Here is a 26202-nt window from a genome sequence, read left to right as displayed (position 1 = left end):
CACGAAAACGTTTTCGTATTGTGTTTAGTTGATACGGATTCAATTATTTACTTAATTTTAATGCTAATAAATAAAATATAAACAATTATTATAATCGGTATATGAAAAAAATATTACTATTTATTTTAACGCTAACATGTACTTATTCTTATGCCCAAGAATTTGGTGCTTTTAAAGCTGCAATTAATATTAATCAAAATGGAACAAGTACAAGGTATAATCTCGAAGGTGATATAGGTAAAGAATCGTTTCAAGGAAAAGATTTGGGAACATTTTATGTAAACGATGGAAATCTTAAAATTACTGGAGCAGAAATGTATTCATGGAAAAGTTCTGCAAATGTTTGTGGAGGAAGTATGTTTTATCGAATATTTCCAGAAGGAAGTGATGCAGATTTTACAGCATATCCGTTTCAACCTATTGCCTTAAATTGGGTTGAAAATCTAGCAACTAATAACGACCAACGTTGGGAAGAAAATGGTCTTAGTATTAATATTACCGATTTTGCTGGCGGAAACTATACCATAGAATCTTACCTTCAAGTAAAAGGAGATAATTCTGGAAATTCTGGATGTAATGACTCTAATTATGTGAATAACGGAGGAGCTAATTATAAAGCAAACTTTGCAATTTCTCATGTAAAAATAATACCAGAAGTACCTTCAAAAGACCAATCAGTTGAAGTTGTTTTGTATTCAAAGCATACAGCTTTAGAAAATGAATCGTCTATTTATTTTCATTCTGGTGTTTCTTCAAACCCAGATAATACAACGCAATTTGACATTGCCATTGGAAACTGGGGGCAAGATGATCATGTGGGGGAAATGACACAAGATATGAGCAACAATACGGTACATACAATTACCTTATCATCTATAACAGATTATTACGCTCTTACCGATAATGATGATGCCTTTGGTTTAAATTTTTTATTTAGAAGTCCAGATAGTTCAACAAAAGAAGATAATAAAGGAAATAACTATAATATTACTCTAAATAATGGTAGTTTTATAGCACTTACAAATTCTGTAGACATAACAAAGTTAGAAGCAGTTGGTAATTCTGTTTCTGTAGAAGCTACGTCCTTTAATAATACAAAAAACAATCCTATGGTTGCAGATTGGGTATTAGAAGAGATTAGTCCTACTCCTTCAACAATTGCAACAACTTCTTTATCAGATAATTTTATTTATAATGTACCCGTTTCGAATACCATAAAGAAAGATTATAAAATAACAGCAGATTTTGGTGGAGGTTTATTAAAATCTAAAACGTTTTCTATACAAGGATACAATACACCAGTAAATGTTACAATGCCAGAAGGGCTAAAAGCTGGTATTAATTATGACAATGCTAACACTTCTCATGCCTATTTAGTTTTACACACACCTACGTTTACAAATTATAAAAAAGGAGATGGAACTATCTCTGGTTCTAATACAACAGCTTCTAAAAATGTTGTACATGTTATTGGAGATTTTAATAACTGGGAAGTTCTAGAGGAGTATAAAATGAATAAAGATGGTGATTTCTGGTGGATTGAATTAACAGATCTGAAAGAAAATCATCAATATGTTTTTCAGTATTTTATAGATGGAATTATTCGAATAGCAGACCCTTATTCTGAGCAAATATCAGATAGTCAAGATACTCAAATATCTGCTACCATTTATTCTGATTTACCAACTTTTCCAACCAATAAATTTGTTGGTGTTTCATCTTTAGAAACAAGAGCTTCGGTGCTTCAAACAGGACGTGTTTCTTATCAATGGGAAGTAACAGATTTTGTAGCTCCATCAAGAAATGAATTAAATATATACGAACTTCATTTTAGAGACTTTACAGAAGATGGTAGTTATTTAGCAGCTATTGAACGTTTAGATTATTTAAAAAATTTAGGAATAAATGCAATTCACGTGCTTCCAGTTTCAGAGTTTGAAGGAAATTCTAGTTGGGGCTATAACCCTAATTACTATTTTGCAGCTGATAAAGCTTATGGTAACAGAGAACATCTTAAAAAGTTTATAGATGAAGCACACAAAAGAGGAATCGCAGTTTTTAATGATGTTGTATTAAACCATGCTTTTGGTTCTAATGCTATGGTTCTAATGTATTGGGATGATGTAAATAATCGTCCTTCGGCAGATAATCCATGGTTTAATGCAGAACACAAGGCGGTCTATAGTACAGACGGACATTGGGGTAATGATTGGAATCATGAAAGTGAACATACACAAGCCTTTGTAGATAGGGCATTACAGTTTTGGTTAGACGAATTTAACTTTGATGGTTTTAGATTTGATTTTACTAAAGGAATTACGCAAACAGCACAAAACCCAAGTGATGAGTGGGCAAGTAATGTAGACACTGACAGACAAGGACTTCTAAAAAGAATGGTAGATGAAATGTGGAGTTTTAAACCGAGTTCAGTTGCTATTTTTGAACATTTAGCAAATCCTGCAGAAGATAAAGTTTTAGCAGATTATGGTATTTTAATGTGGTCTGGTGTAGGACATCACAATCAAATTAAAAATTTTAATTTGGGATATGATACAGATAATATTGATGTGTATACAACAGGGGTTTTTAACTCTAGTCAATGGAATTTTAATTACGCAAATCTAGTATCTTATGCAGAAAGTCATGATGAGCAAAGGCAAGCATATGAGCTATTTACATACGGTAACGGTATTAAAGATATTGCAGATCCAATACAAAAAATAGCAGAAGGTATAGAAAGGCTTAAAGGAGGTACAGTATTCAATTTAATGCTGCCTGGACCTAGAATGCTATGGCAATTTCAAGAATTGGGATATGACATTGATATTGATTTTAACGGACGTACTGGCGAGAAACCAGTACACTGGGAATATTATGATGATGCCAACAGAAAAGAATTATATACGTTGATTTCTCAATTACTACAATCTCGTTTAGACCACAACTGGTATAGTGAGCCTATTGATTATACAAATCTAGGAAATGGAAGCGATTATAGCATAAAAAGATTATCTCTATCTGATACCAATGGCAATCATTTAATTATACTTTCTAACCCATATGCAAATGCAGGATCAGTAGATGCAACACCTTTTTATACTATTGTAGGTCAATGGTATCAAAACAACGGTGATACAAATTTTATAAACACACCACTTACAGTAAACTCGCAATCACAAACTTACACGTTACAACCAGGGCAAACGATGGTTTTAACAAACTTTATACTTCCTGTACCTAATTTTGTAGATTCAGATGGAGATGGAGTTTATGACGATGTTGATAATTGCCCTAATGAAGCAGGGCTTTACACTTTAAATGGTTGTAATAATATACAGTGGACAGGAGCAACTAGTTCAGACTGGGATACGGCTTCGAACTGGAACTCTAATTCAATTCCAACTACAACAGCTAAAGTGACAATTCCAAAAATAGGAATAACTAATTTCCCTACAGCTTCAAGTGCTGTTGCTATTAGTTCGGCTATTGTAGAGTCTGGTGCTTCTTTAATAGCACAATCTACATTTACGGGTAACGTTACTTACAACAGAAGTATCGATTTTGTAGCTGGAGGAGGTTTAAAAGGATGGTACTTAATGTCATCACCAGTTATGGGGCAAAATTATGATGATACATATATAGCTGAAAATGATATTGCAGTTAATCCTCCTAATACCGCAATTTCTATTTATAATACAGCTACTGATGGTTGGATGTATAATCAAGTTGGAGTAAGTGCTTCTTTTATATCGGGTGTTGGGTATTCTATAAAAAAAGGAACAAATACTGGCAATATATCATTTACTGGAACTATTAACACTAACAATTCTGGAGTAGATTTTATATTAAACAACTCTGCAAATCGATACAATTTATTAGGAAACCCATATACTTCTTATATTAATAGTGCTTTTTTCTTAAATAATGAAGCTGCTATATCAGAAACCAAAACAATGTGGCTTTGGAACCAAGGGTTACTCGAAAATGGTGCTTATGAAGTAAAAACTATCGGAGATAATATTATATTAGCTCCAGGACAAGGTTTCTTGGTAAAAGCAAATTCTATTGGTGGAGTCTTTAATTTTTCTGAATCCAATCAGATCCATAATGTAGATACGTTTAAAAAAAATAGAGCTAATACAGAAATTAAATTATTACTTACAGATGGCACTATACATCATTATTCAAAAGTTAAGTATTTAGAAGTTGCAACAACTGGTTTGGATATAGGATATGATGGGGAATTATATGAAGGTGATTCAAATTATTTTTCGATTTACTCATATTTAATTGAAAATAATATTGGAAAAAAATATCAAGTACAATCTTTACCGGGCACTAATTTAGAATCTATGATTGTACCAATTGGAGTGAATGGCGATAATGGAAAAGAAATAACAATTTCTGCAGAAACCTTAAATTTACCAACGAACTTAAAAATATTTTTAGAGGATAGAGTCAAAGGTGTTTTTATAAGGTTAGATGAAGCAGGAAGTAAATATACAACTACATTAACATCAACTTTAAAGGGGAGTGGTCGGTTTTATTTATATGCAACAGAAAGTACTTTAAGTATAAAAGATACGGCCTCTTTAAGCTCTATTAATATTTATAAATCAGATATCTCAACTTTAAAAATTGATGGATTAAAACAAGAAAAAGCAAGCCTTAAGTTGTTTACAATTCTTGGTAAACAATTACTAAATATTTCATTTAAAGCAAACGAAATAAAAGAGATTACTTTACCTAAATTAGTTTCTGGTATTTATCTTATTCAATTAAATACAGATTCAGGTACTTTAAATAAAAAAATAATTCTAGAATAATTAGCTAAATATTAGAAATATACATCATGAAGAAACAAATAGATAATTCAGAAAATAAAATTAAAGAAATCACACGTAAAGAAGCTATAAAAAAGATTGGTAATTATGGTAAATATACAGCTCTAACAGCATTAGGAACTTATTTAATTTTAAATCCACAGAAAGCTCAAGCTTCAAGCTCAAGTCCAGAAGCACCAGGAACTCGATTTTAATAATCTAAAAAATTTAAAAATAAAGTTCACTGAAAAAAATGATATGCTTTTTTATTAACTCAGAAATAAGGCATAGATTTTATTTTAAAAGTAATTTTTAAGAACTAAAAAGGATTGAAACATTTTGTTTTTAATCCTTTTTTTTATAAAAGCTTAAGTATAGATTCTAAAAAAGTATAAATTAATTCTTACTTAATAAGAATTTAGCACTTCTAACACTTCATTTCTTTTTCTTATAGAAACCGGAACGTTAGAATTATCGGTAAGCATAAGGTAACCACCATCAGATTTTATAAACTCTTTAATAAATATAGTATTTACTAAATGACTTTGGTGTACTCTTAAAAAATTGACTTCCTTTAACATATCAGCATAATATTTTAAGGTTTTAGAAACGAGTATTTTTGAGTTATCTTTAAAATAAAATGTTGTGTAGTTGTTATCCGCTTTACAACGGATTATATCTTCAATATTAACAACAATTATTTTTTCTGAAGTATGTAAAGATATTTTGCTAGGTTTATTATTAGGAGCCGTTACTGCTTCTTGCAAAACATGCAGTTGTGCTTTATCTGGCTGAATTTGATTTTGTACTTTTTCTATAGAAATAGCTAAATCTTCATCAGAATAAGGTTTTAAAATATAGTCTATAGCTGCAAATTTAAAAGCTTTTATAGCAAAAGCATCACTTGCAGTCACAAAGATAATTTTCGATTTTAAATCAGGAAAAATTTCAAGAATATCAAACCCAGTTCCATCACCTAACATAATGTCTAAAAACAAAATATCTGGTTGTTGTTTACGTAGCAGTTTAGCAGTTTCTACAACAGACTTTGCCTTGCCTATAATGTTTATCTCTGGGTGATTGTTTGTAATATCATGCGCTAACATGTCTAATGCTGCAGGTATATCATCTACTAAGATTGCTGTTAATGCTTTCATATTATACTTGTTCTTCTAATTCAAAAATGGTTATTTCGGGTCTTACATTTAATCTTACTTGGTATAAATTTCCGAGAGCTCTATTGATGTAAAGTGTTCTACCATCGTACAAATCAAATTCTCCAGAAGAATACCTTTTGTTTTCTACAGGAAGAATAGGAGGTGGTAAAAACGGAGGTTTTACTTGTCCTCCATGTGTGTGTCCAGATAAAATCCATCCTTTATAATTGTTCCAAACATTTAAATCGCAAACATCTGGGTTATGGCATAAAACAAGGTTTGCTTTTTCAGCATCATATTTGTTCATAATTTTTGTTGGGTTAAAATTAGTGCCCCAATAATCATCAATACCCAATATATTTAAACCATTAAAATTTATTTGTTCGTTTCTTAAAATTGTAATATTTTTTTTAGCTAAAATGTTAGAAATTCTATCAGCAACATCTTTTTCTAACCAATTGATTCCATAATCATGATTTCCTAAAATACCAGCAGTACCTAATTTTCCGTTTACAGCATATTCAAAAACTTTTTCTAATTGATCAAACTGTTCTGGAGTTTCATAAGAAACGAAATCACCTGTGTAAACAACAAAATCGGGATTATACAGGCGTGCTTTTTTAAAAGAATCTATAATGTAATTATAATCAAATTTATTACCTACATGAACATCACTAATTTGCATTAATGTTTTTCCTATTAAATTTTTCGGTAAGTTTTTAATAGGCATTTTTACATGTACAAATTCCAACCAAAAAGGTTCTACTTGCCAAGCATAAAATCCACCAACAAGACTTGCTCCAATTCCTGTAAATAAAGTATTCTTTATAAATTTTCTTCTTTCCATTTTTTTTAATAGTCAGTTTTTAAAGGAATTTTAAATCCAATTTTTGTTCCTTTTATTTCATTTTGTTCTTTTATTTCTTCGATTGAAAATGAATTGTATTTAGACAAATGCTGAATTCGTTCTTTAGTTACTTCTAACGCTACAGACTGATGATTTGATTTTATTTTTACTTTTTTAGATTGATGAAAACCGATTCCATTATCTTCTACCGTAAAATGTAAGAAGCGATTTTTAACTTCTATAAGAAGTTTGATTTTTGCATCTGATGTATTAGGCTGAAAAGCATGTTTAATACAGTTTTCTATAAAAGGTTGCAATAACATTGGCGGAATTAAAATCTCTTCTGAGTCTATATTATTTAAAGAAGTTTGAATGGTGTACTTAAAAGATTTCGAATTCATTTTTTGCTCTAACTCCAAATAGTTTTTTAAAGTTTCTATTTCGTCATGTAAGCTAATTTCTTCTAAACGAGAATTGTTTAAAACACTTCTTAAAAGTATAGAGAATTGTGAAATGGTTTTATTTAATTCTTTAGAATTTCCAGAATTACCAAGTGCTTTTATCCCATTTAAAACATTAAAAATAAAATGCGGATTCATCTGCAGCTGTAATGCTTTCTGCTCTAAAGTCAGTAAATGATTTGCTACTTTTAAAGTATCAATTTTTTGCTGATTTTTTTTATTTAGCTTTCTAATATGTAACTCAATAAAAAGAGCTAAAAGGAGGCATAAAAGAGCAATACATAATATTATAAACCATGCTTTTTGATACATAGGTGTTTCAATAAAAAAAGAAAAGGTTACTTTTTTACTAAGTAAACTGCCTTCTTTAGATTGTACTGTAAATTGATAGTTGCCAGCTTTTAGATTTGCAAAATCAACTTGATTTTGATGGCTCCAAGGCGTAAAGTCATTATTTAATTGATAACGGTATTCTGTGTTTTTAGGGTTCTTTAAATTGATGGTTTTATAAGAAAACGAAATGTTGTTTTCATGTGATTTTAAAACTAATTTAGTTACGTTTAAAGAGTCTATTAATTTATAATTAACGGCAATATTTTCAATAAATACTTCTGGTTTAATTACTACTATCTCGCTACTATATTTGTATAAACCTTTGTTTGAACTTCCAATCCAAATAGAGTTTTGGTTGTCTTTAAAAACGGTGTTTATCTGACTAGAAATTGCGGTATTGTATTTGTTGATTTTTCTTTTAAAAATATAGGTGTTTGCTTCTAAAACATCAATTCCATTTTTTGGGGAAGCAATCCAAATTTCATCATTTCTTTTTTTGATAGATGAAATATTTTCTAAATTAGGAACACTTTTTACAATGGTATGATCATCAATAATTTTTAATCCTTTAGTAGCTGTTGCTACAATTAATTGATTGTTATTTATTAAAAGAGAAGTAGTGTTTTCTTCTATGAGTTTCTCAACTTTTAAAGGTTTGTATAATTTTTCTATACTCCATAAACCTTTTATAGAGGCGATGTAAACAGTGTTTTTATAAGAAATAATATCGTTAATAATAGAAAAATCTATTTGAGGATGTATTTCTAAAGGCTGAATGTAATCTTCTTTTAATTCGCAAACTCCTTGTACAGTGGCTAAAATAATTTTATGGTGAATCAATTTTATTTTTAAGATTTCTTTGCTCTCAAAAAAGGTAGATTTATTATTTTGAAGTACTAAAAGTCCATTTTTTAAACCGATGTAAATTTTATTCTTTTCAATCAACAGACAATTTACTTCTTCTTGCTTGTAGTTGGTGAAATTTACACCATCAAATTTTGAATATCCTTTGTCGGTTGCAATCCATAAATAACCTATTTCATCTTGATCAATATCATTTATTGTAGTGGTTGGTAGACCATCAGAAATAGAAAAATTTTGTAAATTAAGGTTTTGTGAATGAGTGGGATTTATATAAAAAAGGGCAATAAAAATTATTAAAACCATGAAATTACGCTCCGTTCCTCTTTTAGGATATAATGTTGAAGATAAAAATTTAAAAAATATTTTCATGATAACAAACTTACTAATTTAAACGCCATTACATCGTTTTTAGTTTTGTGTAATGACGTTTAATACCAAATGAATTTTAAAATGATTGATAATAAATTTGAATTATTTTTTCTAAATATGTTATAGAAAATTTAATCATAGCCTTAGTTACGGTTCTATTTTATAGCATACAAACGCTTGTTATTGGTGTCTGGCTCTATGTGTTTTAAATCTCCATATGGTTTAATTAAGGGCTTTAATACTACCAATCCTGTAGTTCTACCTCTAATAATTAAGGTGCTGTTTTTTCTACGCCATGTCCATCTGTATTTATCTAACGGAATGTTATAATCGTTAATTTCTACCATCAATTCTTCATGTTGCTCAATCCATTCTTTTACCTCATTTTCAGAAGTAAATATAGGCATTTCGTCATCTGTATTGTGGTAACCAAACTCCCATTTAATTGGTATAGAAAACTGTGTTGTATAAGCTTCGCCAACATATCTTTCTTCTTCATTATTTAAAGCATCATACCAATTAATGTTTTTTTCTTCTGGATATTTATTAGCAATCTCTTTAGATAAATCGATCTTTCCTGGTGAATGAGCGGTAGGATAAAATACATAATAAGGCTGTGCTAAATAATAGTTAGAAAATTTGCCGCTAAAAATGGTGTAATAAGGAGATGCAATTACTTTTGGTAATGTTTGTGCTGATAAAGCATCTTTTAATGTTTTTAATAACTCTTTATTTTCGACTAATCCAGATGCGTGAAAAACTATTCGAGTATCTTTATTAACTACATTTTTTAGTGTTGGTAGTGTACCTTGTGTTATCGTTTTTCTTAAAGTTTCTGCAGTAATTTTATCGCCTCTAACAATGGTTTCTAAATTCATGCCTTTATACGGATTGCTGTTATTTACAATATGAACATCTCCGTAAGGATTTCCGTTGGCGTTTTTATTTAGCCAAACAATTATTTCTTCTAGAGAATATTGTCCGTCTATTATTTTGATATTTTTTTCTTCAAAATAACTTCTAGCATTGGTATAATAAGTTTCATTTCCTACATCAAAACCGGCAATAAAAACAATAGGTTTTCTTGATGTAACTTTTATGGTAGATTCTTTTTTAATTGCAGCAGCATCGTTTGCAAGTACAATTGATTTATTTTCTTTTATTATTTTTTTATTATCACAACTGATAAACGGGCTGCTTAATAGGATTAAACCTACTACAAATACGGATGTTTTTAATATAGTTTTCATAATTTCTACTTTTTTAAGTGTTAATACACTGTAAAAGTAGAAGGGAAGTTGACTTAAATTTTACCGGTTTTAGAATCCGTCGCTAAAGAATTAGAATTCGCAGTTTAATTTAAGATTAAAGTATAATCAATGTCCGCAGTAGCTATCATTTTGTTTTTATTTCCTTTACTGATACCCAAAAGTATTTTTAATTCTTCAATTTCGTAGCTATCAAATACTAAAACTAAATTCTGATGAAAAGTAGGGACAGGTATTTTTCTTCGTTGTGTGGTGCTTGCGCTATAGTCTAACCAATAGTTAATGTCTATTTCTGCAACATACTCTTTAAATTTATTCAATTGCTCTTTATCAAACTGAAAAAAGATGTTATTAAAAACAAGGTTATAATTATTACAATCTTTACAAATTGATATTTCTCCGTTTTTAACGCTAGCTATTATTTTAGATTTTTGACACATTGTTTTAATTTTTAGTAACAGTCAGTTTTAATTTGATTGTTTTCTTCAAATTGATGTAATGAAGATTGTAGGTGCTTTTTAGAGATTTCTTCTAATACTTTTGTAACTCCTTTTTGCATAACAATAGAGCCACAAATCATAATTGTATTTCCGTTTTTTAAAGTATTGGCTATTAAAGTTGCTTGCTGCTCTAATATATTTTGAACATATATTTTTTCTTTTTCTTCTTGAGAATAGGCAGTATAAAAAGAAGTAAGTTCTTTGTTTTCTATAGCAGTATTAATAGTGTCTTTATAAATTTTAAAGGATTCTTTTGTTCTTCCTCCCCAAAATAAATGAACTTTTGTGTTTGATTTTTTTCCATTAATCATTCCTAAAAAAGGGGCAATTCCGGTTCCGTTGGCAATTAAAATAACTTCTTTTGCTTTCTTCGGAAGATGGAAGGCAACATTCTTTTGAACGCTTGCAATCATTTTATCAGTTTTATGTAAGCTATTAAAATAAGTAGAGCAAAGTCCGAATTCATGTTTTTTGATGCTTAACAGAATTGTATGATCAATTTTAGCAATAGAATACAAACGACTTCTTGTTTCGTTTTTTGGAGTAATAGAAAGTAAATCTCCAGATTCGAAAGTTGTTCTTTTATTCGGTTTTAATTGAATTAAAAAAGTGTCATCAATATTAATGTCCGTTTTATCGATAACTGTAAACTCCTGTTCTTTTTTGTTAGTTGTTAAAAGGCTTTCTGACGTTATGGTAAGTTCTGTTTTGTGAAAAGTATTCCATTCTTCTAACCATTGATTAAAATCAGAAAAAGATTGATTATTAATTTTAGAAATGGGTAGAATAGGAGTGAACTTGTCGTGTAATTGCAAGTTAGCATGCACTAAAATAGCAAACTGACAATACTGTTTATATTCTTTAGAGCCAAAACCAACTACAGAGAAATTTAAGATATTGTTTTGCGGTGTGCTTTCAATTTTAGAAATAAATTTCTTAGCATTTATAGGTGCTTCTCCTTCACCGTAAGTTGCTGTAAATATAATAAGGTTTGTGGCTTTTTTATAGCTTGTGTATTGGTTTAATTCTGATAAAAACACCGTTTTACCAGAAGCTATTAAAGCTTTGTAAAATGCCGTTGCAAAATTAAAAGTACTTCCGGTTTCAGAACCAACTAGTATAATGTATTCAGCTTCATTTTTGTGAAACTTATTTTTTATGATTGTCGTTTTCTTTCTTCTTTGTAAAGTCATTGCAAAACCAGAAAAAATAAAGAATAAAATAGCAAAACATGCTAATAATAAAACAAAAGACCATAAAATAGAACCTTTTCCTGTATGGAGTAATAAACTATAATAAGCCCCAAAAGTTACGAGTGGTTGTTTTTTTAGGCTGATAATTTGTCCTGTTTTTTGATGCACAGCAACTTCTTTATCAGTAAGTTTTACATAGTAATAATCTTCTTCATCTGTAGAAAAAGGTAATTCTATTTTTTTAACTTCATCTAATTTTGTTGTTTTAAAAAACTCAACATTAGCTCTATTAACTGTTGATGTGTCTTTTTTCTGTTCAATATTTTGATGAACAGCAGTGTCTTTGGGTAATAAAGAGAATTTTTCTAAAGACAAATAAACTCCGGTTACGGTAATGATCATAATAGGAATTAATGTATAACGTCCTATAATAATATGGTAATATTGGTTAAAATCTTCTTTAACAATTTTAGAGAAGAACTTAGAAATACCACCTTGTCTTTTTGCGATTAATACAATTCCAGTAACGGAAATTAACAGTAGTAAAAAGGAAACAAAACCAATTAATATTCTTCCTGTAGATTTTAAAAACAACGAACGATGTAAGTTGGTAGCAAATTCATAAATTGGTTTTTTTTTGATAATATCTCCAATCTTTTCTCCTGTTTTTGGGTTGATATAAAAAGTAACACTTTTACCATCTTCTAAAATAACATTTGCAGACACAAAATCATTCTCATCAACTTCTATGGTAATTACTTCATCATATTTTTGATGCAATACGGCAATGGTTTCTGCAATAGAAATTTGATTAGTAGGCACAACATCAAACGAGTTTAATTTGTCTGAGATTGGTTCAAAAGCCAATATAATTCCGGTTACAGAAGCTATTATAATAAATAAAGCAGAAGATATAGCCAGGGTTAAGTGGCTATATCTCCAAATAGAAATTGTCATTCTGTTTCTTTTTATTGTGCTAACATTCTTACGTAGCGTATAAATCCTTTTCCTTCTATTTTAGACTTTAAATTAGCTGTTGTTAACTCAAATTCGATATCGTCTTTATGATATTCCTGATCTTCTACAGCGGTTTCAAAACGGATTTTGTACCCTTTGTCTATTTTGTCAGTATCAATTCTAATAACACTTATGGTACGTTGTCCGCCACTAATTGTAGCTCCTGTAATTGCATCAATATCTGCTCTTTTTTTACCTTGAAAACTCCACCATTCTGTAATGTCAAAATACCATTCATCATCATCACCTTGCACGTATAAAGTTTCTTCATATTCGCCATTTGGGTTTAATAATGAAACTACTACGTAAGCACCTTCGCCCGTGTAGTTTTTCATTTGAATCATACATTTGTATGGAGCACTTTCGCTCGTTTTCTTAAAGCTAAATAAAGAGGCTACTACCAATAAAAATATTGGAATTACTAATAATATTTTTTTAATCATCGTTTAGAGTATTATTTTAAAAAATGGATGTTTTGTTTTTTTAACAATTCGTTTTCAGAAGCTAAGTCAAAAATAGATTCATCAAAATCTGTTTTTATATTTTTATCAGCACCAATGCTTAATAAATATTTAATAATTTCTGTGTTTTTAGCTTTCATTACTGCTATTTGTAATGCAGATAAATTTTCTTTGTTTATTGCGTTTACATCAATTTTAAAAGCTGCTAATCTTTTTAATAAAGGCAAATTATTTTCTAATGTTGCAATATGTAATAAGGTATTTCCAGAATTTTGAAGTTGATTTACAACCAATCCTTTTTTTGTTAAAACTTTTAGTTTTGTTTCAAAAATTTCAGGCTTATTTGCCTTAAAATTGTTAATTAAATAGTATGAAAGCGTATTTCCATCTTTATCAACTGTATTAATGTCTGCACCTTTTTCTAATAAGTATTCAATAACATCAACAGAGTTTCTACCAACAGCATTTGTTAAAGCAGTGTGACCATCATTATTTTTTAGGTTGATATCTTTTACATCCTTAGATAATAATTGTACAACTTCTAAACTATTGCTATTGGCTGCATTCATAAAAGGAGAATTTCCTTCTTTATCCTGTAAATTAGTTGCAACACCTTTGTCTATAAAGTATTTAAAAGTTGAGATGTCTTTATTGTTTCTAGCAATATAATGAAGTGGATTTCTATTGTTTGCATCAACAACATTTGGTTTTATACCATTTTTTTCTAAAAATTGATACGTTTCTATAGTGTTCTGTTTATTTCTAGAGCCTTTGCTTGCAAACAGCATCGCATTTTTACCGGTAGCTACACCTTTGTCTAAAAGAATTTTTAAAAATTGGGTGTTACCACCTTTTGCAGCATATTCAAAAAGGCCATTTCCTTCTGCATCTTTATCATCTAAAGAAGCGCCTTTTGTAATTAAATATTCTACAAGTTTAAAATCCTTTAAATGAGATGCCACTAATAATAAAGCGTTTGCTCCATCATGGTTTTTTTCTTTTGTAATATCTGCCCCAATACTAAAACTGTATTTGTACAATTCAATATCTAATTGACCAGCCGAAGCAGCAAAGTTTAAAAAAGTGTTTCCGTGTGTGTCTATTACATCTGTTTTAGCTCCTTTAGAAAAAAGATGTTTCATAATTTCTATATTGTTAGTATAAGCAGCCCAAAATATATACGTTCGCCCATCATGTGTTTTTTTATTAACGTCATTTCCTTTTTTAGTTAAAAGGTATTCTATCGTTTTATTATCTACTTTACTTAAAATAGCATAGACAACACCGTCAAATGCATTTTCGTTTGATGCAGAAACATCATTTCCTGCAGCAATTTTTTCATCTACAATAGCTATGTTTGGGTTTGTTTTCCAAAACGCTCGATCATGAAAAATGTTTGTTTTTTGTGCTGTTACTGTTATACTTATTAAAAGAAACAGTATGGATACTTTATAAGATTTTTTCATAATTTATTTTTTTACAAATGATTCAATTATTGCATTCATTTCTTGCTCTTCTGTAATTTTATCAGAAAATAAAAACTTGTACAAAGGTTTGTTGTCTACTTTGGTTTCTAAGGATAAATTTTTATTTCTACTAAATACATCTTCCCATTTATTTCTTACTAATTGCCATTTGTTATTGTTAGTTTTCCACCAGTCAGAAGCCGCTTTACATCTGCTATCATCAACTTTTACGTACGTATTGTACCCTTTTTCTTTGGCTAAAACAACATCTTCTTTTCCCGCTTCGCGAATAATTTTACTGTTATCTTGGTCATGAAGCCAACCGTAGCTTGTAATTTCATGTCTATTTCCTCTTAAAGTGATGTTGTAATCGCTTCTTTTTGTGTATTCTCTTCTTGGTAAAGGAGCAGTAGTTTCGTTTTCCCAATAGCTTTTTCCGTCTACATGAACCCAAGTTCCAGAACCTTCGTAACGCGGACTGTCATCTACTTGATATACTTTTTGTGTCCATTGTTTTTTTACGTCGCTTTTATTTTTTTGCTCAAAAGTCCAATTGTTATCACCATTAAACATGTAAAAATTTGTGTTTTCATACAACCAATCTTGTCGCCAGTGTTTAATAATCATTGGGTCATTTGGGTTACCAACTTGTAATAAATGCTGAATAGAGATTTTATTATTCTCGTCTTCAACCAAGCCTGCCCATTCTAAACCTTTATCAACTTTTGTTTTAGAAGGTCTGTAAGTAGAATCTTTACTATAGTTAAAAGTCTCTGCAAAATTGAAAGTCACTTCATAACAGCCACACATTTCTTTTATGGCATTTTGATCTTTCTTCTTTTTACTTTGTGCACTAATAGTTATCGAAACTAAAAGTAGTAGTGTAGTTAATATTGATTTAGTCATTTTATAATTTTTTGGTTTTTTAATTATTTCGACAAAAATATAAAATTTATTTAGATTGATTAAAAATAACGTATATATTTGTCGAAAATTATTAAGAATGTTTCTAAATAAGAAGTTTACAATTGTATTGCTTGTGTTTTCTATGACTACTTTTGGTCAAGAGGTTAAAAAAGATTCAACAGAAGTAACTGTTTTAGATGAGGTTGTGGTTACTGGTCAGTACAATCCTCAATCTGTAAAAAAATCTGTACACAATGTTACGGTTATAAAAAGAGCCCAAATAGAAAGTCAGGCCGCCAATAATTTAGCAGATTTATTAAATTTTAATTTAAACCTAACCATTGTACCAAGTTCTCAAACGGGTAAGTCTACTATTTCTTTCTTCGGATTAGATGCTCAATATTTTAATATTTTGGTTGATAATATTCCTTTAGTTAGTGATAACGGCTTAGGAAACAACATCGATTTAACGCAAGTTAATTTAGATAATATAGAACGAATAGAAATTGTAGAAGGAGCAATGGGGGTAGAGTATGGTGCAAATGCTGTATCTGGAGTCATTAATATTATCACTAAAAAATCGATAAAAACTCAATGGAATATTAATGCTTCTTTGCAAGAAGAAACAGTGAGTGATGAGTATGCTTGGTTTGATGAAGGAAGGCATATACAAGCGTTTAATATCTCTCATAATATAAATGAAAATTGGTTTGCTAGAGTTGGTGTGAATCGCAATCAGTTTGCAGGTTTTTTTAATGGTAAACAAGGAAAAAGCTATTACCAAAATGATGGTTTAAGAGGATATGATTGGTTACCAAAAGAACAATTTAATTCAACTGCATTTGTACAATACAAGAAAGATAATTTTCAATTATTTTACAAATTTGAATACTTTAATGAGCTCATAAATTATTATGATGAAGCAGTTAGAGCAAATATAGATACACAGGCGCAAACGAGTAATCCGTCTGCAACGGATAAAATTTTTAGAACGCATCGGTTTGTAAATAATCTAAATCTTGTAGGGAGTTTAAATACAGGTGCTAATTATAATGTTTCACTTTCTTATCAACAACAAAAGCGTTATTTAAACGAGTTTAATTACTACATTTTAAGTACAGAAAGAAGTGATGAAACGGATGAAGTGTACCAATCTAGTAAAGTTTTCTTTTCTAAAGGAAGCATTAATAACCTTGTAAAAAGTGATGTTTTTAATTTTCAATTAGGATATGAAACAAGGTTTATTAATGGTTTTGATACGCAAGCTTCTGGCGATGTTACACAACAAGATAAAACGCAATCTCAGAATAATTATGCTTTTTATGGTTCGTCAGAATTTAAGTTTTCTAATGCTTTTACGTTAAGACCCGGAATACGATATGAATATAATTCGCTATTCAAAGCTAAAATATTAGCCTCTATTAGTGCGCGTTATTTAATGAATAATGGTTTTGAGTTACGTGGTAACATCGGTACATCTTACAGAACTCCAAATTTTGAAGAGTTGTATTATTACTTTGTAGATTCTAATCACGATGTTAGAGGGAATGAAAACCTGAATCCAGAAAACGGATTTACGGCATTTATCAACCTGAAAAAACACAGTTATATTCATGATTTGTCTTTATTAAACAGTTTAAAGGTTAGTTATTTAGATGTTGCCGATAAGATAGATTTAGCTATTGTAAATCCTACTCCTTTGCAATATCAATACATTAATATTGATGCTTATAAATTATGGGGAATCTCTTCTGAAAATAGTATTAAAAAAGATAATTGGACCTTTAATTTGGGGGCTACTTTACAAGGTATTTCTAGAATAGCTACGAATGAAATACATGCAGAAAACGACTTTTTATACTCTTTTCAATTAAATACCAGTGCGAGTTACAATATAGAAAAATGGAAAACGGCGTTTACAGTGTTATTTAAACACAATGGGAATCAGCAAAATTATATTTCATCGGGTGTAGATGATAATGGGAATGCTATATTTTCTAAATCTTCTACTAGCGCTTATAATTGGGTAGATGCTTCTGTAAAAAAATCATTCTTTAACAATAAAATTCAAGCCACTTTAGGCGGTAGAAACTTATTTGATGTTACTAATGTAAATGTGAGTAACGCAAGTACAGACGGAGTAGCACATGCTTCTAACAATAATTCTTTGTTATTGGGCTACGGACGTTCTTATTACTTAAAACTATTATATAACCTTAATTTTTAAACACTAATAACCAAATATTAAAATCATGACAAACAAATTTTTAACCTTTATTTTATGTGCAGCTGTATTTTCTTTTACAAGCTGTAGTTCAGAAGACACACCAATAGCGCCAATTGCTGTAATAATAGACGGAGCAGCTATTTCTCCAGAAGTTGGCGGACCAAATGAACCAAACCAAGTATATGTAGATTTAAGTACAAATACAACTACTGTTGTAAAAAGAGATTCTTGGGATTTAGGTTTCTATTCAGGATCAGAATTTAGAGTAACCATTAATGGCTCTCTTTATATGGCAGCAGGTCAATTATCATCAACAGATATAGATGCTGTAAATGCTACAACAACAGAAGTGCAAGAATTACAAGAAAAAGTTGCTGTAGGTACTTTTGATCCAGAAAATACAGCGTATGTAGATGCACCAAATGGTACAATAACAGCAACTGCAATTGCAGAAATTTCTGATACAGACGCAAATAATAAAGTGTATCTAGTAAACTTAGGTTACGAAGTAGGTACAGAAGCGGCAGCAACAGGAAGTGTAGCAGTTGCAGGAGATGCTAGAGGATGGAAAAAAGTAAGAATCTTAAAAGATGGAAACAATTATGTGTTACAATATGCAGATTTAGATGCAACTACACATAAAGAAGTAATCATTGCTAAAAGTGCAACGCATAGTTTTACTTTTTTTAGTTTTAATACAGAAAGTGAAGTTATTGTAGCTCCAGAAAAAACAAATTGGGATTTAAACTTTACTGTGTTTACAAACGAAATTGAAGGTTTTGGTTCTTATGGATATTCTGATTTTGTAGTTAATAATACAGCTTCTTCTGCATTGGTTTATATGATTGATACAGAGGTTGATGCTTATACTTATGATGATTTTTCTTTAATAGATGTAGATGCTACAAAGTTTACCACAGATCAACGAAGCGTTGGTAGTAGTTGGAGAAATGGTGGTGGACCAGGAAGTTTACCTTCTTTAAAGGACAATGTCTTTTATGTTGTAAATGATACAGATGGTAACTTATATAAACTTCAATTTTTAGCATTAACTAACGAAGCAGGAGAACGAGGTCATCCAGAATTTATATACAGTTTATTACAATAAGTTAATCTTTTAGTTATTCTGTAAATTGTAATTTTAGTTGGAAAGGCTGTTTAGATGAAAGTTTAAACGGCTTTTTTATTCCTTAATTACTTGGTTGTAATTTACCAATTGTGTTAAACCTTCCTTAGCTGGGTTTTTAGCATAAGAACGTAAATAAGTATCTAAATATTCAATTGCTCTGTCTTCTGGATAAAACAATACTTTGTTGTCTTCTTTAGACCATTCTATAACGTTTATATATGTTTTACCTTCAAAGGTTCTATAAAAACTATGAATGTGTTCTGGTAAATTCTCTTCTAATTCATCATCTAAATAGACTATATAATATTTTAAATCTGCCGTAAAAAAGTGAAAAGATAGCAAGTTGTCATAAAAACCTGTTAAGTTGTTTGCTAACGGTAACATCATTGTAAAAACTAAGATGGCTAATTTTTGTGTATTAAAATACTGTAAAAAGAATTCAAATGCATTTGATGTTTTTAAAGTCCAAAAGATGATGATGACACTTAATATATTCTGAATATTCCAAGGCACAACATTGTAACCATACCCTAAATAAAATAATAGAAATGTAATTGTTGAATGCATTAATAGGATAAAAACGACTCCGAATTTTCTAGTTTTATTAAATAGTAATAAAACGCCCATTAAAGCCTCTAACCAAGGCACAGCATACGTAAAAGCAACTAAAAACCATTGTGGCAAAAAACTAAAATGTTTGTTGATGGCACTTAACCATTGTATGTAAAAAGCTTCATTTAATTTCTGAATTCCACTCCAAAAATAAGTAGCAAAAAAGATTAAAATTATTGCATATAATATTTTTCTTGGATTTGCTTTTCTATTGAAAATTTCTATTGCTAATATGGTTAAGAAACTCTGATAAAAATAAGGTTGTAGTCTGTTTTGATCAACAAGTGCTAAAAAGAGATAGAGTGTAAGAATTGTCAATCCTTGCCATCTTTTATTCTGAAAAATGTAAACAATTTGTATCGCAAAAAATAATCCGGCTAAAATATAATCGAAAGGATAACTAGGTATTGGCAACCAATCGAACAAAGGTATTACAGGGAAAACTTTTGTTGTTAGCCATAATTTTGGCGCATACACCATCATTATTAAAACAGCAAGAATTGCAAGTATTCTTACCCAGTTTATTTTCTGCTTGTCTGTTAGATTTGTAATCATCTTATTTGTTTTTATTTTCTAACGCTTGTCATTTTAATACTTTCTTTATAACGTTTGTCATTTCGAAATGAGCTTTTCAGCGATTGAGAAATCTCATGATTCTAATGTTTTAAGATTCCTCTTCGTACCTCATTCGGAATGACATATTACATATCTTTTTTTTAGCTTCGCTAGATACTTTTAATAAATATCCATTTTATTTTTAACGTCTTTCATTTCGAAATGAGCTTTTTAGCGATTGAGAAATCTCATCATTTTAATGTTTTAAGATTCCTCTTCGTACCTCACTTGGAATGACATATTACATATCTTTTTTTTAGCTTCGCTAGATACTTTCAATAAATATCTATTTTATTTTTAACGTCTGTCATTTCGAAATGAGCTTTTTAGCGATTGAGAAATCTCATTATTATAATGTTTTGAGATTCCTCTTCGTACCTCATTCGGAATGACATATTAAATATCTTTTTTTTAGCTTCGTTAGATACTTTCAATAAATATCCATTTTATTTTTAACGTCTGTCATTTCGAAATGAGCTTTTTAGCGATTGAGAAATCTCGTCATTATAATGTTTTGAGATTCCTCTTCGTACCTCATTCGGAATGATAAATAAACTCTCCTTTTTCACTTTGTTTGCAAACAAGTCTAGCCCGGATTGAACGGTTTGTTTGAGCTCTTTTTTAGTCCTTTTTTAAGGATAAAAAAAGCGAGTAGTGAAAGCCGGAAATTGCTTCTAATAAACCAATTTTTCTGCCAAATATTTAGCAGTATAAGACTCTTTATTTTTTGCTAATTCTTCTGGAGTTCCCTGAAAAATAAGGTTTCCACCGTTTTTACCACCTTCTAAACCTAAATCGATAATATAATCTGCACATTTAATTAATTCGATATTATGCTCTATCACAATAATTGAATGCCCCTTGTCTATTAAAGCATTAAAAGACGCCAATAATTTCTTAATATCGTGAAAATGTAAACCTGTTGTAGGTTCATCAAAAATAAACAATGCTTTGTCTTTGGTGTTTCCTTTTACTAAAAAGGAAGCCAATTTTATACGCTGCGCTTCTCCACCAGAAAGGGTAGAAGAAGATTGGCCTAATTGCACATAACCCAAACCAACATCTTGCAAAGGTTTTAATTTACTTGCAATTTTAGGAACTAAATTTTCTGAGAAAAATGCTACTGCATCATCTATGGTTAGATTTAAAATATCGTCAATAGATTTTCCATCGAATTTTACTTCTAAAACTTCTTTTTTAAAGCGTTTACCGTTACAAGCATCACATTCTAAATGTACATCTGCCATAAATTGCATTTCGATGGTAACTTCTCCTTCTCCTTTACAAACCTCGCAACGGCCACCTTCTACATTAAAAGAAAAGTGTTTTGGTTTGTAGTTTCTAATGCCAGATAATTTCTGATTTGCAAATAACGAGCGAATATCATCATAAGCTTTAATATACGTTACCGGATTGGAACGAGATGAGCGTCCGATTGGGTTTTGATCGATAAATTCTACGTGTTTTAAGGTATCAAAATCTCCTGTAACCTCTGTATGTTGACCCACTTTTTCTCCGTGACCAATCAGTTTTTTTTGCATTGTAGGGTACAAAATACTTTTAACTAATGTACTTTTTCCTGAACCAGAAACACCTGTTATTACAGACAAACAATTTAGTGGAAACGTAACATCTACATTTTTTAAATTGTTTTCTCTTGCGCCAATTATTTGAATTTTATTTCTAGAAGTTCTACGTTTGGTAGGCACTTCGATTTTTAATTCTTCGTTAAGGTATTTAGCCGTTAAAGAATCTGATTTTAAGATGGCATCAAAGTTTCCTTCTGCAACTACGTGACCTCCAAAAGTACCCGCTTCTGGACCAATATCTATAATATAATCGGCCTCTCGCATAATATCTTCATCGTGTTCTACCACAACAACGGTGTTTCCTAAATCTCGTAAATCTTTTAAAACACCAATTAAACGTTCGGTATCTTTTGGGTGTAAACCAATACTTGGTTCATCTAAAATATACATAGACCCCACTAAAGAACTCCCTAAAGAAGTTGCTAAATTAATACGCTGACTTTCACCTCCAGAAAGTGTATTAGAAGTTCTGTTGATGGTTAAATAAGATAGACCAACATCAGTTAAAAACAACAAACGATTGTTGATTTCTGTAAGTAAACGTTTTCCTATTTTTTCTTCGTATTTATCTAATTTGATGTTCTTAAAAAAGACAGCCAACTCATCTAAAGGTAGTGTTACTAAGTCTGAAATTGTCTTTTCGTTTATTTTTACAAAATTAGTTTCGTGTCTTAAACGTTTTCCATTACAAGACGTACATTTTGTTTTTCCGCGGTAGCGAGAAAGCATTACTCGGTTCTGAATTTTATAACTTTTTTCTTCTAAAACAGTAAAGAAATGGTGTATTCCGTTAAACGATTTATTTCCGTTCCACACCAATTCTTTTTGTGCTTCTGTAAGTTGAAACCATGGTTTGTGAATAGGAATATCAAACTGATACGCAACATCTATTAAGTCTTCTTTATAATGTATGTAAGAAGGTGTCTTAAACGGGAAAATGCAATCTTCCATAATAGACAAACCAGTGTTTGGAATAACCAAATCTGCATCAATACCAATTACGTTTCCATAGCCCTCGCAAGTTGGGCACGCACCATACGGATTGTTAAAACTGAATAAAAGTGTGTTTGGCTCAAGAAAAGACATTCCGTCTAAATCGAACTTATTGCTAAATTCAGCAACTTTATTGTCTTCTAAATTTTCGATAAAACAAATGCCTTTTCCTTCAAAAAAAGCAGTCTGAATAGCATCTGCTAATCGGTTGTAAAAATCTTCATCATCTTTTGTTACAATTCTATCTACTACTAAATATAAAAGTTCATTTTTAAATTCTGCTTGCGGGAAATCAGAAATTCTATATACTTTATCGTTCCATTTTAAACGTGCGTATCCTTGTTGTTCTAAAACTTGTAAAACGGTTTTTAAATCTCGATTTTCATCAATAGCAATAGGTGCTAATAATAACAGTTTTGTTTTATCATCAAATTCTTTTACAAAGTTAACAACATCAGAAACGGTGTCTTTTTTAACTTCTTTACCAGAAATAGGAGAGAAGGTTCTACCAATTCTGGCGTATAATAATTTTATATAATCGTAAATTTCTGTTGATGTACCTACTGTAGAACGCGGATTTGTAGAATTTACTTTTTGCTCAATGGCAATTGCCGGAGCAATACCTTTTATATAATCTACTTTAGGCTTGTGTAGTTTGCCTAAAAACTGACGCGCATAAGAAGATAAACTCTCTACATAACGTCTTTGACCTTCTGCATATAGCGTATCAAAAGCTAAAGATGACTTTCCGGAACCAGAAAGCCCTGTAATTACTACCAATTTATTTCTTGGTATTACTACATCTATATTCTTTAGGTTATGGAGTCTAGCTCCTTTAATAATAATATTTTCTTTAGGATTTACTTTAGAAATGTCAGTCTTCATTCATGAAAAATATAAGCTATAAAAATACCTTTTTTTTAAACCATTCTAAAAGAAATGTGAATGAATTTTGCTAAAATATTTGTTGAATTGAAAAATATTAATGATATTTGAAACTCATAAGCATCACTAAATTAGCAGCATATACTAGAAAAACTACTTTTAAATTATTAATTTAATATTAAAAAAGAAGAACAACTTGTTCTTCAAAGGTAGTTATGATGCAAAAAAACTCAATTACAGATAGTACTTTAGTAAGCAATTACATTAAGGGTAATGAAGCAGCTTTAGCGATTTTAATAAAAAGACATCAGCAAAGATTGTTTAGCTTTATATATAGTAAAGTGCATGACAGAGATATTACAGAAGACGTTTTTCAAGATACATTTATAAAAGTTATTAGAACCTTAAAAAAAGGAAACTATAATGAGGAAGGTAAGTTTTTACCTTGGGTGATGAGAATTGCTCATAATCTAGTGATAGATCATTTTAGAAAAACAAATAGAATGCCTTCTTTTAAAAACACAGATGAATTTGATATTTTTTCTGTGTTAGGTGATGGGAACTTAAATGCTGAAAAACAAATTATAAAAAATCAGATACATGATGATGTTAGAGAACTTATAAATGAATTGCCAGAAGAACAAAAAGAAGTTTTGGTAATGCGTATGTATAAAGACATGAGTTTTAAAGAAATTAGTGAAAATACAGGTGTTAGCATCAATACAGCTTTGGGGAGAATGCGTTATGCATTAATAAATATACGCAAGTTAATAGAGAAACATAAAATTATTTTAGTAGATTAACAATAAAAGGAAAAAGGTGTCGTTAGTAGTTTATAACCAGTTTATTAAATTAACTATATGATGCAACTTTACTCTAAAAAGCCTTCTGATTTACAGATGCAACCTAAACAAGAAACAGTTCAATTTTTGATTAATTTTTCCAAATCGCTAACTTTTGTTAAAACGAAATCAAAAGACTTCATTGAATTGAATTTGAATTAAGAGAGGAAAAAGCTTCAACTAACGTTGGGGCTTTTTTTTATATGCATTCTTTTTTATGTGATATGAGGTAAAAGAGTATTAATTTTCTATGGAACTTGCAGTCATGGAAAATATATTAGTAGCAGGTGCTAATGGCACCACAGGAAAAAAGATAGTAAACTTATTACAAGCGTCAGAATATTTTAATCCAATTGCAATGGTTCGTAAAGAAAGCCAGAAAAAGCAATTTGAAGATAATAGTGTAACAACGATTTTAGCAGATTTAGAAGGAGATGTATCCTTTACAACAGAAAATATTGATAAAATTATATTTGCAGCTGGTTCTGGTGGAAAAAAAGTTGAAGCAGTAGATCAAGAAGGTGCTATGAAATTAATTGATGCTGCTAAAAAAACGGAAGTCAAAAAATTTGTAATGTTGAGTTCTATGGGAGTAGATAATCCAGAAAGTTCTAACACGCTTAAAGATTATTTACAAGCAAAGCAAAATGCCGATACTTATTTAGCAGAAAGTGCTTTGCCTTATTCTATTGTAAGACCAGGGTCTTTAACGAATGAAAAAGGAAAAGGTAAAATAGAAAAGAGCAATAAGTTAAATAAATCAGGAGAGATTAGTAGAGATGATGTAGCAGAAACTTTGGTGTATGCTTTATATGATGCTGCCGCTGTTAATAATACTTTTGAAATAATAGCAGGATCTACTTTAATAAAAGAAGCAATTATTCAGTAACCAAATATTCTTTTACGTAAAAAAAAAACACCTTTTTAAGGTGTTTTTTTTGTTTTATAATAGTCGTCTAAAACTGTTTTTCGACCTACTGTTTTAGTGATAATATCTTTATCTAAGTCCCAGCCACGAGCAGGAGAATATTCTCTTCCGTACCAAATTATTTGTAAATGTAAATCGTTCCATAATTCTTTAGGAAACAGTCTTTTTGCATCTTTTTCTGTTTGAGCAACACTTTTTCCGTTGCTTAAATTCCAACGATACATTAAACGTAAAATATGAGTGTCTACAGGAAATGCAGGAATACCAAAAGCCTGACTTAAAACAACGCCAGCAGTTTTATGACCAACAGCAGGTAATTCTTCTAAAGCTTCAAAAGTTTTAGGAACTTCTCCATCATATTTTTCTATTAATATTTTAGACAAACCATAAATCCCTTTACTTTTCATTGGAGATAAGCCACAAGGTCTAATAATTTCCTTAATTTCTTCTACGGTCATTTTTACCATATCAAAAGGATTATCCGCTTTAGCAAACAACAAAGGCGTAATTTTATTTACACGAACATCTGTACATTGAGCAGATAATAAAACTGCTACTAAAAGTGTAAAAGGATCTTTATGATCTAAAGGAACCGGTATTTCTGGATATTTTTCTTGAAGTGTGTCAATTACAAATTGTACTTTTTCTTGTTTGGTCATTATTTGGTATTACAAGTTTTCTAAGTCTGCAAGTTACAAAGTTATAATGAAAACCATA

18 protein-coding genes are annotated in these 26202 nt (G+C 30.0%); 6 read left to right on the top strand and 12 right to left on the bottom strand.

All coding sequences use genetic code 11. The annotated features are described in order from the left end of the window. Positions 1-101 precede the first annotated feature (101 nt). Positions 102-4826 carry an alpha-amylase family glycosyl hydrolase gene (locus WG945_RS04240; RefSeq protein WP_068448499.1) on the top strand — a complete coding sequence of 1575 codons (4725 nt, stop codon included), beginning with the start codon at positions 102-104 and terminating at the stop codon, positions 4824-4826. Positions 4827-4852: 26 nt separating this feature from the next. Further along, positions 4853-5038: a hypothetical protein gene (locus tag WG945_RS04235; protein ID WP_068448498.1), complete on the top strand. Its 186-nt coding sequence runs from the start codon at positions 4853-4855 to the stop codon at positions 5036-5038. Positions 5039-5230: 192 nt separating this feature from the next. Here WG945_RS04235 and WG945_RS04230 read toward each other — a convergent pair whose 3' ends face one another. The 9 genes from WG945_RS04230 to WG945_RS04190 form a co-directional block, all read right to left on the bottom strand. Beyond that, positions 5231-5980, bottom strand: coding sequence for a LytR/AlgR family response regulator transcription factor (locus WG945_RS04230; RefSeq protein WP_068448497.1), 750 nt, complete (start codon positions 5978-5980; stop codon positions 5231-5233). Between the two features lies 1 nt (position 5981). After that, a complete protein-coding gene (locus tag WG945_RS04225; protein WP_068448496.1) occupies positions 5982-6827 on the bottom strand; it encodes a metallophosphoesterase in 846 nt (281 codons plus the stop codon). A 5-nt stretch (positions 6828-6832) separates the two neighbouring features. After that, positions 6833-8854 carry a sensor histidine kinase gene (locus WG945_RS04220; protein ID WP_068448495.1) on the bottom strand — a complete coding sequence of 674 codons (2022 nt, stop codon included), beginning with the start codon at positions 8852-8854 and terminating at the stop codon, positions 6833-6835. A 155-nt stretch (positions 8855-9009) separates the two neighbouring features. Further along, positions 9010-10104: a hypothetical protein gene (locus WG945_RS04215; protein ID WP_068448494.1), complete on the bottom strand. Its 1095-nt coding sequence runs from the start codon at positions 10102-10104 to the stop codon at positions 9010-9012. 104 nt (positions 10105-10208) lie between these two features. After that, the gene (locus tag WG945_RS04210) at positions 10209-10562 is read right to left on the bottom strand and encodes a DUF6686 family protein (RefSeq protein WP_197482057.1); all 354 of its coding nucleotides are present in this window, start codon (positions 10560-10562) and stop codon (positions 10209-10211) included. Between the two features lie 11 nt (positions 10563-10573). Beyond that, a complete protein-coding gene (locus tag WG945_RS04205) occupies positions 10574-12772 on the bottom strand; it encodes a PepSY domain-containing protein (protein ID WP_197482056.1) in 2199 nt (732 codons plus the stop codon). Positions 12773-12783: 11 nt separating this feature from the next. Further along, the gene (locus WG945_RS04200; protein ID WP_068448493.1) at positions 12784-13275 is read right to left on the bottom strand and encodes a DUF2271 domain-containing protein; all 492 of its coding nucleotides are present in this window, start codon (positions 13273-13275) and stop codon (positions 12784-12786) included. Positions 13276-13286: 11 nt separating this feature from the next. After that, positions 13287-14759 carry an ankyrin repeat domain-containing protein gene (locus tag WG945_RS04195; RefSeq protein WP_068448492.1) on the bottom strand — a complete coding sequence of 491 codons (1473 nt, stop codon included), beginning with the start codon at positions 14757-14759 and terminating at the stop codon, positions 13287-13289. A 3-nt stretch (positions 14760-14762) separates the two neighbouring features. Beyond that, the gene (locus WG945_RS04190) at positions 14763-15665 is read right to left on the bottom strand and encodes a DUF6607 family protein (RefSeq protein WP_068448491.1); all 903 of its coding nucleotides are present in this window, start codon (positions 15663-15665) and stop codon (positions 14763-14765) included. A 97-nt stretch (positions 15666-15762) separates the two neighbouring features. Here WG945_RS04190 and WG945_RS04185 point away from each other — a divergent pair, with 97 nt between their 5' ends. Together WG945_RS04185 and WG945_RS04180 are read left to right on the top strand one after the other, a co-directional pair. Then, positions 15763-17892: a TonB-dependent receptor plug domain-containing protein gene (locus tag WG945_RS04185; protein WP_068448490.1), complete on the top strand. Its 2130-nt coding sequence runs from the start codon at positions 15763-15765 to the stop codon at positions 17890-17892. Positions 17893-17917: 25 nt separating this feature from the next. Beyond that, on the top strand, positions 17918-19000 hold the full coding sequence (locus tag WG945_RS04180) for an HmuY family protein (protein ID WP_068448489.1): 1083 nt from the start codon (positions 17918-17920) through the stop codon (positions 18998-19000). Between the two features lie 75 nt (positions 19001-19075). Here the strand turns inward: WG945_RS04180 and WG945_RS04175 are convergent, their stop codons facing one another. Together WG945_RS04175 and uvrA are read right to left on the bottom strand one after the other, a co-directional pair. Next, positions 19076-20188, bottom strand: a complete 1113-nt coding sequence (locus WG945_RS04175; RefSeq protein WP_068448488.1) for a MauE/DoxX family redox-associated membrane protein — start codon at positions 20186-20188, stop codon at positions 19076-19078. 734 nt (positions 20189-20922) lie between these two features. Then, on the bottom strand, positions 20923-23715 hold the full coding sequence (gene uvrA, locus WG945_RS04170) for an excinuclease ABC subunit UvrA (RefSeq protein WP_068448487.1): 2793 nt from the start codon (positions 23713-23715) through the stop codon (positions 20923-20925). 218 nt (positions 23716-23933) lie between these two features. Between uvrA and WG945_RS04165 the strand changes: the two genes are divergently transcribed. Further along, a complete protein-coding gene (locus tag WG945_RS04165) occupies positions 23934-24518 on the top strand; it encodes an RNA polymerase sigma factor (protein ID WP_197482059.1) in 585 nt (194 codons plus the stop codon). Between the two features lie 304 nt (positions 24519-24822). Continuing rightward, a complete protein-coding gene (locus WG945_RS04160; protein WP_068448511.1) occupies positions 24823-25446 on the top strand; it encodes an SDR family oxidoreductase in 624 nt (207 codons plus the stop codon). Between the two features lie 35 nt (positions 25447-25481). Here the strand turns inward: WG945_RS04160 and WG945_RS04155 are convergent, their stop codons facing one another. Next, positions 25482-26144 (bottom strand): endonuclease III domain-containing protein, encoded by a 663-nt coding sequence (locus tag WG945_RS04155; protein WP_068448485.1) that lies wholly within the window; start codon positions 26142-26144, stop codon positions 25482-25484. Positions 26145-26202: the final 58 nt, after the last annotated feature.

The sequence above is a fragment of the Polaribacter atrinae genome (assembly GCF_038023995.1).
Taxonomy (GTDB): domain Bacteria; phylum Bacteroidota; class Bacteroidia; order Flavobacteriales; family Flavobacteriaceae; genus Polaribacter; species Polaribacter atrinae.
Note: the sequence above shows the minus strand (reverse complement) of the source record. Positions and strands in the feature narration are given on the sequence as shown.

Excerpts from the sequence above, each read along its gene's own strand:
- uvrA (WP_068448487.1), bottom strand. The coding sequence starts at position 23,715 with ATGAAGACTGACATTTCTAAAGTAAATCCTAAAGAAAATATTATTATT.
- WG945_RS04235 (WP_068448498.1), top strand. The coding sequence starts at position 4,853 with ATGAAGAAACAAATAGATAATTCAGAAAATAAAATTAAAGAAATCACA.
- WG945_RS04220 (WP_068448495.1), bottom strand. The coding sequence starts at position 8,854 with ATGAAAATATTTTTTAAATTTTTATCTTCAACATTATATCCTAAAAGA.
- WG945_RS04205 (WP_197482056.1), bottom strand. The coding sequence starts at position 12,772 with ATGACAATTTCTATTTGGAGATATAGCCACTTAACCCTGGCTATATCT.
- WG945_RS04180 (WP_068448489.1), top strand. The coding sequence starts at position 17,918 with ATGACAAACAAATTTTTAACCTTTATTTTATGTGCAGCTGTATTTTCT.
- WG945_RS04175 (WP_068448488.1), bottom strand. The coding sequence starts at position 20,188 with ATGATTACAAATCTAACAGACAAGCAGAAAATAAACTGGGTAAGAATA.
- WG945_RS04200 (WP_068448493.1), bottom strand. The coding sequence starts at position 13,275 with ATGATTAAAAAAATATTATTAGTAATTCCAATATTTTTATTGGTAGTA.
- WG945_RS04185 (WP_068448490.1), top strand. The coding sequence starts at position 15,763 with ATGTTTCTAAATAAGAAGTTTACAATTGTATTGCTTGTGTTTTCTATG.
- WG945_RS04190 (WP_068448491.1), bottom strand. The coding sequence starts at position 15,665 with ATGACTAAATCAATATTAACTACACTACTACTTTTAGTTTCGATAACT.
- WG945_RS04210 (WP_197482057.1), bottom strand. The coding sequence starts at position 10,562 with ATGTGTCAAAAATCTAAAATAATAGCTAGCGTTAAAAACGGAGAAATA.
- WG945_RS04225 (WP_068448496.1), bottom strand. The coding sequence starts at position 6,827 with ATGGAAAGAAGAAAATTTATAAAGAATACTTTATTTACAGGAATTGGA.
- WG945_RS04240 (WP_068448499.1), top strand. The coding sequence starts at position 102 with ATGAAAAAAATATTACTATTTATTTTAACGCTAACATGTACTTATTCT.
- WG945_RS04165 (WP_197482059.1), top strand. The coding sequence starts at position 23,934 with ATGCAAAAAAACTCAATTACAGATAGTACTTTAGTAAGCAATTACATT.
- WG945_RS04195 (WP_068448492.1), bottom strand. The coding sequence starts at position 14,759 with ATGAAAAAATCTTATAAAGTATCCATACTGTTTCTTTTAATAAGTATA.
- WG945_RS04230 (WP_068448497.1), bottom strand. The coding sequence starts at position 5,980 with ATGAAAGCATTAACAGCAATCTTAGTAGATGATATACCTGCAGCATTA.
- WG945_RS04155 (WP_068448485.1), bottom strand. The coding sequence starts at position 26,144 with ATGACCAAACAAGAAAAAGTACAATTTGTAATTGACACACTTCAAGAA.
- WG945_RS04215 (WP_068448494.1), bottom strand. The coding sequence starts at position 10,104 with ATGAAAACTATATTAAAAACATCCGTATTTGTAGTAGGTTTAATCCTA.
- WG945_RS04160 (WP_068448511.1), top strand. The coding sequence starts at position 24,823 with ATGGAAAATATATTAGTAGCAGGTGCTAATGGCACCACAGGAAAAAAG.